The sequence below is a fragment of the Streptomyces sp. NPDC111520 genome (assembly GCF_055635295.1).
In genome coordinates this window covers 141328-153273 of the sequence record NZ_JBVKBW010000004.1, presented here as the reverse complement: position 1 = coordinate 153273, position 11946 = coordinate 141328, and the positions used below count along the sequence as shown (strand labels likewise).

Here is an 11946-nt window from a genome sequence, read left to right as displayed (position 1 = left end):
GCGCTACTTCGTCAGGGCGCCGACGACGGCGTCGACGTACGCCTCCATCGACCGCGGGCCGCCGAACATCCAGATGCCGTCGGGCAGCCGGTGCACGTCGTCCTTCTCGACGAACGGCAGGGACTTCCACACGGAGTTCTTCGCGAGGTCGTCGGCGAAGACGTCGCTGCCCTCGCTGTCGCTGCCGATGTAGGCGAAGCGCACGTCGCCGAGGCCGGTGAGGCCCTCGACGTCGGTGGCGGCCAGGCCGTAGTCCTTGTCGCCGGCGATCGTCCACGCGTTCCGCAGGCCCAGCGCCGTGTTGACGCCGCCGATGAGGGAACCGCCGGTGTAGGGGCGGATGGAGACCTGGTTGGAGGCGACGTAGCCGTCGGCGAACGCGATCCGCGTGCCGGCGAGTCCCGCGTCGGCCAGGGTTTCGCGGCCCTCGGCGACCTTGGCGTCGAAGGCCTTCTTCGCCTCGTCGGCCCGGGTGGTGGTGCCGGTCGCCTCGGCGATGAGGTCGAGGTTCTCCTTCATCTGCCCGACCGGGTCGGCGGCGTCGGCGGAACGGACCTCAAGGACCGGGGCGATCTTCTTCAGCTGCTTGACGGCGGCGTCCGGCAGGTCGGTGGTGGCGACGATGAGGTCCGGGGAGAGCGAGGCGATGGTGTCCATGCTGGGCTCGCCGCGGGTCCCGATGTCCTTCGGCTGGTTCTTCAGCGGGACGGCCGTGTCCCAGGTGCCGTAGCCCTTGACGTCGGCGACGCCGACCGGGTCGACCCCGAGGGTCACGAGGGACTCGACGACGTTCCACTCCGTGCCGACGACCTTCTTCGCCGGCCCGTCGAGGGTGACCTTCGCCCCGCCCGCGTCGGTGAGCGTGATGCCCTTGGTGTCCTTGGCGGCGGGGGCCGCGGCCGGCTCGGTCGTGCCGCAGCCGGCGAGGGCGAGTGCCGCGGCGGTGGACGCGGCGGCGGTGAGGATGGAGCGTCTCATGGGGTGGTGACGGGCCTTTCGTTGCGTGCGTGGTGGCGGCCGACGGCGCGGGTGCGCAGCAGGCCGGTCCGGGGGTCGGTGTCGACGTCGACCCGTATCCCGTAGGCGTCGGTGAGGCGTTGCGGTGTCAGCACGTCCTCGGGCCGGCCGTCGGCGACGATCCGGCCCGCCCGCAGCAGGGCGATCCGGTCGGCCACCGCGGCCGCCTGGTCCAGGTCGTGCAGGACGACGCCGACGGCGATGCCGTGGCCGTCGGCCAGCTCCCGGAGCAGGTCCAGCAGTTCGACCTGGTAGCGCAGGTCGAGGTAGGTCGTGGGCTCGTCGAGGAGGAGCACCCCGGTCTCCTGGGCGAGGCAGCTCGCGAGCCAGACGCGCTGCAGTTGCCCGCCGGAGAGGTGCTCGGCGCCTCGGCCGGCGAGGTCGGTGACACCGGTCATCGCCAGCGCGCGGTCCACCGCGGCCGGTCCTTCCGGGTCGGGCCGGCCCCAGCGGCCCCGGTAGGGGTAGCGGCCGAACTCCACGACGTCGCGCACCGTCAGGCCGCCCGGCGTGGGGCGGCCCTGGGTCAGCAGGGCCACCCGGCGGGAGAACTCACGTGCCGTCAGGGCGAGCCCGTCGGCGGTGGTGCCGTCGTGCGCGTCGATCGTCAGGGTGGCGCGGCGTGCGCGCTGCAGGCGCGCCACGGTGCGCAGGAGCGTCGACTTGCCGCTGCCGTTGGGGCCCACGAGGGCGGTCACCTCGCCGGGCCGGAGGATGATCGCCGCGTCGTGCACGACGTCGACCCCGTCGTACGACACGGTCACGCCGTACGCCGCCAGCCGGTGTCCGCGCAGGCCGGGGGCCATGGCGGTCTCTTCCGAAGAACTCACGAACGAAGGTTAGCCTAACCTAACCATTGCCCGGACCACCCCCCTTTCACTTCGGTAAACTTAGGCTAACCTTCCTACATGGCGAAGACCGCGCGGCTCATGCCGCAGAACCCCAGGATGTTCCGCGCCGAGGTCGTCAGGACCGAGCGGGTCACCCCCTCCCTGCACCGCGTGACCGTCACGGGCACGGACCTCGCCGACTTCCCGTGGAGGGGCTACGACCACTGGTTCCGCCTCTTCATGCAGCTCCCCCACCAGGACGCCCTGCGGCTCCCGGAGTTCTCCGGGGCCAGATGGTGGCAGCCCTACCTCGCCATCCCGCCGGCCGAGCGTCCGCACTACTCGAACTACACCGTCGCCGCGTTCCGCCCCGGAACGGCCGAAATGGACATCGAGTTCGTCGTGCACCGCGGCCCGGACGGCGAACTCGAGGGCCGCGCGGCGATATGGGCCTGCGGCGCCCGGCCCGGCGACGCGCTGGCACTCCTCGACCAGGGCGTCATGTTCGACTGCCCGGAGGACGCCTCCGAGGTCCTCGTCGTCGCCGACGAGAGCGGGATGCCCGCCGCCACGGGCATCCTGCGGTCCCTCCCCCGCGACACCGTGGGCCGGCTCATCCAGGAGGTCCCCACCCCCGACGACCGGCGCGACCTCGACGCCCCCGAGGGGATGGCCGTCACCTGGGTCGTGCGCGAGGACCCGCACGCCGTCCCCGGCTCCGTCGCGCTCGCCGAACTGCGCGGGCACGCCGCGCCGGACGCCACCGGCTACGCCTTCGTCGTCGGCGAGCAGAGCCTCGCCACCAAGGGCCGCCGGCACCTGCACCGCGCCGGCCTCCCCAAGGACCGCATCACCTTCTCCGGCTTCTGGCGGCACGAGGCACGCCACCAGGACGCCTGACCTCCGGCGCGGTGAGCGCCGGCCGCGCCGTCTCCGGCCCGCGCGCCGGGGGCAGTTCGCGCACGGAGGGCGCACGAAGGGAACTGCTGAGCCCTGTACGCGCTCCCGGCCGTACGGGGAGAATGCCAAGCGCAAGCGATCATGCGACCGGCACGCTCGCCGTCCGGTCGCCGACTCCCGGAAGGCGGGTCGACTGCCGTGCTGCTGCATCTGCCCACGTCCGTGTCCGAAGCACAGGAGTTCATGGCCCAGGGGGCGGTGCCCGTCGGCGGCGCGACGCTCGTCTGGGCCACCTGGCAGCGCGACGGGTTCCCCGAACGGGCCATGTCGCTGCGCGACCTGCCGGAGGCCAACCTGGTCGAACGCGAGGCGCTGGGCGCGGCGGTGGTGCTGAACCGCATCGACGACCGGGTTCCGGAAGTGCTGCGGCGGGCGGCCGCCGGTGTGGGCACCGGCGCGGTACGCCGGACGGCGACCGTCGGCGGCAACCTCGTCGGCAGCACCCTGCGCTGCCTGCTGCCCGCCGCGCTCGTCCTGGACTCCCGCGCGATCACCCTGGAACCCGACCGGACCCACGAGACCGATCTGTCCGAGGCCGTGGCCAAGCAGCACCTCCTGCTCGGCATCCGCTGGCGGGAACCGCTGGTCAGCGCCTACGACAAACAGCCCGGCGAGGCCGGCGGTCCCCCGCCGCTGGTCGTCGCGTCCGCGGTGCACGCCGAAGGCGGCGGACGCCGCCTGCGCGTCGCGGTCCGCGACGGCTACGAAGTGCTCGGCGGGAGCGCCCCGTTCGCCGGCGACACCGCGGCGGCGCTGCGCGCGCTGGAGGGGACGGACCTCGCCGCGCTCCACCCCGTGGGCCGGGAGGTGGTGCGCCGGCAGGTCACCGGACTCACCGGACGGCTCCCCGGCGCCTGAGCCCGGGAATTCCCGCGATCTCTTCCGTCACATCGGGTATGCCCGGGCGTTCCCGGTTGTTGATGTGTGCGAGGGCCCGCACCGCACACCGGCGCGAGGCCCCGCCCGTCCCACCGGATAGGAAGAGGCGAGGGAAGAGATGGACGACACGCCGCAGGACCGGAGGCGCGAGGACGCCTTCGGCATGGTCCGCAACGGGGCGGACCCGGCGCGGATGTGCCTCATCACGCCCGACGGCGTCACCACGGTCGAGTTCGTCGTGGAGCCGTCGGTCGGCCTCAGGTGCGCCCGGGCGGAGGGCGCCGCTGCACTGGCGCTGACCCGGTGGCTCCACGAGGCGGACCCCTCCCGGTACTTCGAGTTGCAGGTCGCGTTCCTGCAGTTCGAGTACAACCCCGGTCACGAGTCCTTCGCCGCCGAGGAGGTCCGGGCGCTGCGCGTCCTCCTCCAGGAACAGCGGGGCACCGTGCGGTGGAACGAGGCCCTGGCGAGCCTGCTCGCCAGGCTGGAGGCCTGCGAGGCGCAGCTGTGACCGGCCGAGGGTGAGGGGCGGCGGGCCGGTCAGCCCACGGCGGGCGGCAGGAGGCACGCGGTCATCGCGCCGACGGCCGCCACGACCGCCTCGCGGTGCCGGCCGCGCCGGGCCGTCTCGTCACCGTCCTCCGGATCGCGGATGCCCGCAGGCGTGGTGACCCACGCCTGCGCGGCGGCCAGCGCGACCATCAGCGCGTCCATGCCCGCTTCGAGACCGACGCCGTGGGCGTCGGCGACCGCCTGCGCCTTGGCGAGGTGGTTGTCCCGTTCCATGGCCGACGCCTCGGGGCGCTCGAGGGCCTTCCACTGGGTCAGCTTGATGAGGTCCGGGTCGTCGGTGAAGGCGTCGAACAGCGCCCCCGCGTACGCGGCCAGGTCGTCGGGGGTGAACGGCACCACGTCGGCCAGTACGCGTAGCCGGGCTTCGAGCACCGCGTCGAAGAGCTCGTCCTTGGACCCGAAGTAGGCGTAGATGGCCTGCTTGTTGGCCGGCGCCGCCTTGGCGATCCGGTCGACGCGGGCACCGGCGAGCCCGTGCGCGACGAATTCGCCGTATGCGGCCTCGATGAGGCGCGCCCGGGTCGCGGCAGAGTCGTAAGCCATGGGGACAGCCTAGGAGATCCAGGTCGGACGGGGTGCCGGCGCGGTACGGGGGCCGCGGGTGCGGGCGCGGGAAGGCGCCGGAGGGGCCCGTGCGAGCCGGTCGGCAGTGGGCCGGCCACGGCCCGGACAAAAAACCAACCGGATGGTTGCGTCCCCGGAACTCTCGGCCTACATTTAAACCATCCGGTTGGTTATAGATCCGGCCGACACCGTCACCCGGCGTGCCCGCACCCGTGCGCCGGAAGCAGGAAGCAGGAACTCATGTCCTTCGTCACCGACATCCCCTTCGGGGCGCACTCCACCGCCGCGGACGTCGTGCGCGGCGTCGACCTCTCCGGCAAGCGTGCCGTCGTCACCGGCGGCGCCTCGGGCATCGGGCTGGAAACGGCACTCGCCCTCGCCGGGGCCGGTGCGCAGGTGACCCTCGCCGTACGTGACCCGCACGCGGCCGGGCCCGCCGCCGACCGCATCCGCCGGGAGACCGGTCGGGGCGACGTCGGCGTCGCCCGTGTCGACCTCGCCGATCTCGACAGCGTCCGCGCCTTCACAGAGGAGTGGAACGGGCCGCTGCACATCCTCGTCAACAACGCGGGCGTCATGGCGATGCCGGAACTCACCCTCACCCCGCAGGGCCGGGAGACCCAGTACGCCGTGAACCTCATCGGCCACGCCGCGCTGACCCTCGGCCTGCACGGAGCACTGCGCGCCGCCGGTGGAGCCCGGGTCGTCATGGTCAGTTCGTCGGCCCACCTGATGGCCCCGGTCGACTTCGACGACATCCACTTCGCCCGCCGCCCCTACGAGGCCTGGACTGCGTACGGCCAGTCGAAGTCGGCCACGATCCTCTTCACCGTCGCCCTGGCCCGGCATTGGGCGGCCGACGGCATCACCGCCAACGCGCTGCACCCGGGCGGCATCATGACCAACCTGCAGCGCCACCTCAGCGACGAGCAACTGCGGTTCGTGGGCGCCACGAACGAGGCGGGCGAGCGGCTCGACGTCCCGCCGGGCTGGAAGACGCCGCAGCAGGGTGCGGCCACCCAGGTGCTCCTCGCCGCCTCACCGCTGGTCGAGGGCGTGACCGGCCGCTACTTCGAGGACTGCCGTCCCGCCGAGCTCCAGCCCGAGCCCACCGTGGGCGGGACCGGCGTCGCGGCGTGGGCGATCGACGAGGCGTCGGCCGAACGCCTCTGGGACGACACGCGGAAGGAACTCGGCCTCTGACGCGGCCTCCTGGGTGCGGCCCCCGGCCGGTCCGGCGTCACCGGCGCGTGAGCACTCGGAACTCGTTGCCGCCCGGGTCGGCCAGCCGCACCGCGCCGTCCCCGGCGGGGGCCGCGTCGAGACGGCTCGCCCCCAGGGAGAGCAGTCGCTCGACCTCCGCCCGCAGATCGCCGTCCGGGACGAGGTCGAAGTGCAGGTCCTTGCCCGCGTCCGGCATCAACGGCGGGCCGCCCCACGTGATCTTCGTACCGCCGTTCGGCGACTGGACGGCGGTCTCCTCGTCCTGGTCCCAGACCAGCGGCCAGGCCAGTGCCTCGCTCCAGAAACAGCCCACGGCGCGCGCGCCGTCGCAGGCGACCGCCCCGATGAAGCCGCACCCGGCGAGGAACCGGCTGTCCGGCTCGGAGACACAGAACTCGTTGCCCTCGGGGTCGGCGAGCACCACGTGCGACGCGTCCGGCCCCTGCCCGACGTCGACATGCCGCGCGCCCAGGTCGAGCGCCCTGGCCACGGTTGCCCGTTGGTCCTCCAGTGAGGAACTGGTCAGATCGAAGTGCAACCGGTTCTGGGCGACCTTCCGCGCGCGGGAGGGCCGGAAGCCCAGGCGGTAGCCGGCGTCGTTCCCGGACAGCAGCGCGAGCCCGTCGGAGGAGTCGCCGGCCGGCTCCAGGCGCAGGACGCCGGACCAGAAACGCGCCAGGCGCTCGGGCTGGTGCGCGTCGAAGGAGATTGCGAAGAGTCGGCTGCTCATTGCGCCACGCGTCCTCGGTCCGTCGAGTGCCGGCTGCCGGCAGGCGCCGAATCGGCGTCCGGGACGAGGAGTCTAGTGGCGGACGCCGTCGGTCGCAGCCGAGTTCTCCGTGGCCCCGATCGGGGGTCGCGCCCTGGTGGTTCGATGACCAGGGGCGGATCGTCGTGCGGGATGCGGACGCTGACGCCCTGCGCCCCGTCGTCGAAGCGGAGGAGTTCGAGCGGCTGCGCGGCATCGGTCACGCGGGCCTCGCGGGCGGCGCGTCCCGCCGGTGGAGGGCGAGGGTCCAGGTGTGGACGACGTACGTGGTGGGGTGTCCGGGCTGGGGCTCGGCGATGATCGCGGTGAGGCGGTCGCCGTCGCGGCGCAGGGAGTTGATGTACCCGGACGCCCTGTCGGGGATCGGCAGCAGTTCGGCGAGGACGGAGCCGGCGAGCCGGCGGTCGACGGCGCGGAGCAGCCCGGCGTCGAGCACCAGAATCGTGCCGTCCTCCAGCACGACCGGCCGCGGCGTCAGCGGATCGGTCAGCCGCGGGCCGCGCTCGATCTCGCCGCCGGGCAGCAGCCGCACGACGCGGCTCTCGGTGGGATACCGCCGGTCGGCCTCGACGACGCGTATGCCGGTGCCGATGACGTAGTGGCCGTAACTGCGCCAGGAGTCCGTGGTGGCGCCGTCGCGGTCGTGCTGCCAGGTGTCGTAGAAGTCGTAGCCCTCCAGGCCCAGCAGGAAGCGTCCGCCGCCGAGCGCGGCGCCGCGCTCCCCGCGGAGTTCGGCGACCAGGGTGCCGTCCGCCAGGTCGAGCAGCAGGGCCGGTCCGAGGAACCCCCAGGGCGTGTAGTCGAGGGAGTCCGTGGTGACCAGCACCCTGCCGCCGGAGATGTGGGCGGCGTTGGGGCGTCCGTCGAAGGCGTGCGTCCAGCGCGTCCGCCCCGAGGCGTCCACGCAGCGGACCTCGCCCGTCGCCCCCTGGATGCGCAGGTCGTCCCGCCGCGCCAGCGGCCGTCCGTCCGGCGGTTGCCAGGGGTACGGCGGTCGCCCCTCCGCACTGTGACGGTCCACCACGGTGACGCGCAACGGACCGGGGTCCGCCCCCTCGGCGCGCCCGCTCTCCTCGGGTCTCGGCATGGGGTGATGCTAGCCGCTGCGCGGGCCCGGCTTCCGTCACGCCGCCCGACCGCCGAAGTGATCGCATTCGGTGGGAAGTTCACTTCACGACGACACGGCCGCGCCCGGAGCATGGGCGCATCGTCCCCGAGGGCACGAGCGTGTGGCGCGGCATCCGGGAGCCCCGGGGTGCCGCGCCACACGCCGTGCGGCAGCGTTCCGCCTACTCGTCGATCGCCGCGCCGAACTGCGCGTCGGCCGTCGGCGCGCCGAGGGCCGCGCCGTCGTACGTCCACGTCCCCTTGGCCACCAGGCCGGTCGAGGACGCGGGGACGACCCACACGAAGCCGTCGTTCGTGTTCTCGCCCGGTGCCGCCGCCAGCAGGCCGAAGCGGCCGTCCTTGTCGGCGTCGATCAGCCGGATCTGGCCGCCCCAGCGGTCGGAGGCCTCCGCGGCGCCCGGGATGCCGGCGGTGTTCTGGTCGAAGCTGCGCGCTCCCGTCGCGGTGAGCCCGCCGCGTGCGCCGCGCAGGGTCCAGACCGCACCGGCGTCGGCGACCGAGCCGATGTCCTCGCCGGGTGCGCCGATGGCCAGGTCGGGGTGGCCGTCGCCGTTGGTGTCGCCGGACGACAGTTCGGCCCCCCAGCGGTCGCCCGCCTCGGCGACGCCCGGGACGCCCGCGGAGTCCTGGGTCCAGGTCTGCGCCGGGGTCGGGGCGAGGCCGGAGAGGTCGCCCCTGCCGAGGTAGACGGAGACGGATCCGCCGAGCGCGGAACCGGTCCCCGTGTCGCCTATGGCCAGGTCGTCCTGGCCGTCCTGGTTGAAGTCGCTGGAGACGACCGCGGGGCCGCCCTCGAAGGTGCCGCCGTCGCCGAGGTCCTCGACGGCCGGGGCGCCGTGCAGCACCTGGGTGACGCCGGCCCCGGGCTGATCACCGCCGGTGGTCACCCCGGAGATCGCCAGGTCGGCCCAGGAGTCCTCGTTGTAGTTGCCGTGGCTGAGGCTGCGCAGGGCGACGCCGGTGTCCTGCGCCGTGCGCTCCAGGGCGCGCACCCCCCGGCCCGCACGCTGCGCTCGCGGTGCGGCGGCCGCTCCCGGCTCGACGGTGAAGAACAGCAGGGAGTCGTTCTCCAGGACGGCGATGCTGTCGCGCAGGTTGGCGTCGGGGTCCGACGGGTCCGGGGCGAAGTACCGGGCGGCTTCGAGGGCACGCCCGAAGTTCGCACCGGCCCGCGGCTGGTCGGGGTCCTCCAGCCACGCGCTGTCGCTGCCGTGCAGTCCGGTCGGGGAGCCGAAGAAGACGACCGCGCCGCCGGCGTCGGAGAGCGTGCCGAGGTCCTCGCCGGGGATGCCGACGATCGCGTCGTCGTAGCCGTCGTTGTCGAGGTCGCCGGTGGCCACGGCCCGTCCGAAGCCGTCCCCTGCCTCGGCGGCGCCCGCGACGCCCGCGGTGCTCTGGCTGAGGACGGATCTCCTGGTGGTGCTGAGGCCGCCCGAGCCGCTGTACTGCACGGTGACGTAGCCGGCGCCCTTGGCTCCGGACACGGTGGCGCCCGGGGCGCCGATCAGCACGTCGTCGTGGCCGTTGCCGTCGAAGTCGCAGTTGCGCTGCTGCCACCCGATCGACGGGAACGGCACGTCGGCCTCAGCGGCGGGCGCGGTGAGCAGGGCGCCGCCGCCGAGGGTGAGGAGTGCCGCGGCCGTGAAGGCCGCGCTCTTGATGTGACGCACAGAAGAACCTCCTTGGTCTCCTGGGGTGCCCTCGCCGCCCCTCCCGGCCGCGTCGGTCACCCGCGCCCGGATGGTGTCCGGCCGCGGGCGTCCGGTGTTCCGTCACCCACAAGACACCTGGTGTTCGCGGAGGGTTGTAGGGCCGTACGGGCCGTCTCGCGGGAGAGCGACGGCCGGTGCGCGGTGCGCGGGCGGGCCGGGCGGCCGCTGCCTGCGTCTTTGACCGTGATTTGCCGCCGGGGGCACTGGTGCGGGGCCGCCCCGGGGATTCAGGATGATCCTCATGCCCGAACCCACTGCATTCCACGACCTGGCGGCGTTCCTCGCGCTGCCCCGCGTCTCATCGCTCGCGCTGTCGCCGGACGGGACCCGTCTGGTGACGGCGGTCCAGGAGCTGTCCGCCGACCGCACCCGGTTCATCGGAGCCCTGTGGGAGCTGGACCCGGCCGGGGAGCGTCCGGCCCGTCGCCTCACCCGCTCCGGGCGCGGCGAGTCCGCGCCCCGGTTCCTGCCCGACGGCACGCTGCTCTTCCTGTCCTCGCGTCCGGTCGCCGACCCCGGCGAGGGCGAGGAGGACCGGCAGGAGGCGGCGCTGTGGAGCCTGCCGGCGGACGGCGGCGAGGCGGGGCAACTGCTGGCCAGGGCCGGCGGGATCGACGAGTACACGACGGCCGCCGGCTCCTCCCGGATCGCCTTCGGCGCCTCCCTCCTGCCGGGCGCGGCGGACGCGGAGCAGGACGAGCGGCTGCGCGAGGCACGCCGCAAGGCCAAGGTGACGGCGATCCTGCACGAGTCGGTACCGGTGCGGTACTGGGACCACGACCTCGGCCCCGGCGTCCCGCACGTGTTCACCGTCGCGGACGCCACCGCGCAGGAGCCCGCCGCCGTGGACTGCGGCGCGCGCCGCGCCGCGTTCGCCGAGGGTGTCGCGCTCTCCCCCGACGGCTCGCTGGTCGCGTACGCGACGGCCGTCGGCACCCTCCCCGACGAGCTCCGCGGTGTGGTCGTCGTCGCGGACGCCGAGACGGGCAAGCCGCTGCGGATGCTGGAGGACCCCGACGCGGAGTTCGGCGCCCCGGCGTTCACCCCGGACGGCCGGGACGTGGTGTGCGCCCGCCGGCGGCGGGTCACCTGGGACGCCCCCGGTGACGTCACGTTGTGGCTGGCGAGCGCCACGGACGACCGGGACGCCGGACGCGACCTGCTGCCCGGCTTCGACCAGTGGCCGGGCTCGCCGGTCGTCTCCCCGGTGCCCGGTCAGGACGGCTCCCCGGTGGTGTACTTCACCGCCGACGAGGCCGGCCACGGACCGGTCTTCCGGCTCTCGGCCGGCAGCGGCGAACTGGTCGCGCTGACCGCGTCCGGTACGTACTCGGACGTGGTGGTGAGCCCGGACGGCGGCACGGTGTACGCGTTGCGCTCCGCCGTGGACAGCCCGCCGCTCCCGGTGCGCCTGGACGCAGCGACGGCAGGGCAGCGGCCCGTCCCGCTGCCCTGCCCCGGACAGGACACGGCGCTGCCGGGCAGCCTCACCGAGGTGCACACCACCGCCGCGGACGGCACGGCCCTGCGGGCCTGGCTGGTGCTGCCGGACGGCGCGGGCGCCGGCACCCCGGCGCCGCTGCTGCTGTGGGTGCACGGCGGCCCGCAGACCAGCTGGAACGCCTGGCACTGGCGCTGGAGCCCGTGGGTCGCGGCCGCCGCGGGCTACGCCGTGCTGCTGCCGGACCCGGCGCTGTCCACCGGATACGGCCAGCGGATGCACGAGCGCGGCTGGGCGCACTGGGGCGGCGCGCCGTACGACGACGTGATGGCCCTGACCGACGCGGCGTTGCTGCGGGACGACCTGGACGGCTCGCGCACCGCGATGATGGGCGGTTCGTACGGCGGCTACATGGCCAACTGGATCGCCACCCGCACCGACCGGTTCAAGGCGATCGTCACGCACGCGAGCCTGTGGAACATGTACAGCTTCGCGCAGGTCACCGACTTCCCGGCCTACTGGATGCGGCGGCAGGGCGACCCGCTGGCCACCACCGAGCGGTACGAACAGGAGTCCCCGCACCTGCGGGCCGCCCGGATCACCACGCCGATGCTGGTGATCCACGGCGACAAGGACTACCGGGTGCCGATCGGCGAGGGCCTGGCGCTCTGGAACGACCTGGCGCGGTTCGGGGTCCCGGCGAAGTTCCTGTACTTCCCCGACGAGGGCCACTGGATCCTCAAGCCCAACAACGTCCGCCTGTGGTACGCCACGGTGCTGAACTTCCTGGCGCACCACGTGCTGGACGAGGACTGGCAGCGCCCCGACCTGGTCTGACGTACGCCCACC

General features: G+C 73.9%; 11 protein-coding genes. 5 read left to right on the top strand and 6 right to left on the bottom strand.

Features of this window, described 5'->3' with window-relative positions; genetic code table 11:
* Positions 1-3 precede the first annotated feature (3 nt).
* Both ACZ7MY_RS11140 and ACZ7MY_RS11135 read right to left on the bottom strand, forming a co-directional pair.
* Positions 4-978 carry an iron-siderophore ABC transporter substrate-binding protein gene (locus ACZ7MY_RS11140; protein ID WP_499601078.1) on the bottom strand — a complete coding sequence of 325 codons (975 nt, stop codon included), beginning with the start codon at positions 976-978 and terminating at the stop codon, positions 4-6.
* Entirely contained in the window at positions 975-1823 is an 849-nt protein-coding gene (locus ACZ7MY_RS11135; protein WP_499601316.1) for an ABC transporter ATP-binding protein, read from the bottom strand. The genes ACZ7MY_RS11140 and ACZ7MY_RS11135 overlap by 4 nt, the downstream gene beginning before the upstream one ends.
* 102 nt (positions 1824-1925) lie before the next feature.
* Between ACZ7MY_RS11135 and ACZ7MY_RS11130 the strand changes: the two genes are divergently transcribed.
* The 3 genes from ACZ7MY_RS11130 (at position 1926) to ACZ7MY_RS11120 (ending at position 4197) form a co-directional block, all read left to right on the top strand.
* The gene (locus tag ACZ7MY_RS11130; protein WP_499601077.1) at positions 1926-2747 is read left to right on the top strand and encodes a siderophore-interacting protein; all 822 of its coding nucleotides are present in this window, start codon (positions 1926-1928) and stop codon (positions 2745-2747) included.
* A gap of 198 nt (positions 2748-2945) precedes the next feature.
* Positions 2946-3665, top strand: a complete 720-nt coding sequence (locus tag ACZ7MY_RS11125; protein ID WP_499601076.1) for an FAD binding domain-containing protein — start codon at positions 2946-2948, stop codon at positions 3663-3665.
* 139 nt (positions 3666-3804) lie between these two features.
* Positions 3805-4197 (top strand): hypothetical protein, encoded by a 393-nt coding sequence (locus tag ACZ7MY_RS11120; protein ID WP_499601075.1) that lies wholly within the window; start codon positions 3805-3807, stop codon positions 4195-4197.
* 29 nt (positions 4198-4226) lie between these two features.
* Here ACZ7MY_RS11120 and ACZ7MY_RS11115 read toward each other — a convergent pair whose 3' ends face one another.
* Positions 4227-4802 (bottom strand): TetR/AcrR family transcriptional regulator, encoded by a 576-nt coding sequence (locus ACZ7MY_RS11115; RefSeq protein WP_499601074.1) that lies wholly within the window; start codon positions 4800-4802, stop codon positions 4227-4229.
* Positions 4803-5063: 261 nt separating this feature from the next.
* Here ACZ7MY_RS11115 and ACZ7MY_RS11110 point away from each other — a divergent pair, with 261 nt between their 5' ends.
* Positions 5064-6026: an SDR family NAD(P)-dependent oxidoreductase gene (locus ACZ7MY_RS11110; protein ID WP_499601073.1), complete on the top strand. Its 963-nt coding sequence runs from the start codon at positions 5064-5066 to the stop codon at positions 6024-6026.
* Between the two features lie 37 nt (positions 6027-6063).
* Here ACZ7MY_RS11110 and ACZ7MY_RS11105 read toward each other — a convergent pair whose 3' ends face one another.
* The 3 genes from ACZ7MY_RS11105 to ACZ7MY_RS11095 all read right to left on the bottom strand — a co-directional run bounded on the left by ACZ7MY_RS11105 (position 6064) and on the right by ACZ7MY_RS11095 (position 9614).
* A complete protein-coding gene (locus ACZ7MY_RS11105; RefSeq protein ID WP_499601071.1) occupies positions 6064-6777 on the bottom strand; it encodes a VOC family protein in 714 nt (237 codons plus the stop codon).
* A gap of 238 nt (positions 6778-7015) precedes the next feature.
* Positions 7016-7903, bottom strand: a complete 888-nt coding sequence (locus tag ACZ7MY_RS11100; protein ID WP_499601070.1) for a hypothetical protein — start codon at positions 7901-7903, stop codon at positions 7016-7018.
* A gap of 202 nt (positions 7904-8105) precedes the next feature.
* Entirely contained in the window at positions 8106-9614 is a 1509-nt protein-coding gene (locus ACZ7MY_RS11095) for an FG-GAP repeat protein (RefSeq protein ID WP_499601069.1), read from the bottom strand.
* A gap of 283 nt (positions 9615-9897) precedes the next feature.
* Here ACZ7MY_RS11095 and ACZ7MY_RS11090 point away from each other — a divergent pair, with 283 nt between their 5' ends.
* Entirely contained in the window at positions 9898-11934 is a 2037-nt protein-coding gene (locus ACZ7MY_RS11090) for a S9 family peptidase (RefSeq protein ID WP_499601068.1), read from the top strand.
* Positions 11935-11946: the final 12 nt, after the last annotated feature.

Coding starts and splice junctions, on each gene's coding strand:
- ACZ7MY_RS11140 (WP_499601078.1), bottom strand. CDS start 978: ATGAGACGCTCCATCCTCACCGCCGCCGCGTCCACCGCCGCGGCACTC.
- ACZ7MY_RS11135 (WP_499601316.1), bottom strand. CDS start 1,823: ATGGCCCCCGGCCTGCGCGGACACCGGCTGGCGGCGTACGGCGTGACC.
- ACZ7MY_RS11130 (WP_499601077.1), top strand. CDS start 1,926: ATGGCGAAGACCGCGCGGCTCATGCCGCAGAACCCCAGGATGTTCCGC.
- ACZ7MY_RS11120 (WP_499601075.1), top strand. CDS start 3,805: ATGGACGACACGCCGCAGGACCGGAGGCGCGAGGACGCCTTCGGCATG.
- ACZ7MY_RS11115 (WP_499601074.1), bottom strand. CDS start 4,802: ATGGCTTACGACTCTGCCGCGACCCGGGCGCGCCTCATCGAGGCCGCA.
- ACZ7MY_RS11110 (WP_499601073.1), top strand. CDS start 5,064: ATGTCCTTCGTCACCGACATCCCCTTCGGGGCGCACTCCACCGCCGCG.
- ACZ7MY_RS11105 (WP_499601071.1), bottom strand. CDS start 6,777: ATGAGCAGCCGACTCTTCGCAATCTCCTTCGACGCGCACCAGCCCGAG.
- ACZ7MY_RS11100 (WP_499601070.1), bottom strand. CDS start 7,903: ATGCCGAGACCCGAGGAGAGCGGGCGCGCCGAGGGGGCGGACCCCGGT.
- ACZ7MY_RS11090 (WP_499601068.1), top strand. CDS start 9,898: ATGCCCGAACCCACTGCATTCCACGACCTGGCGGCGTTCCTCGCGCTG.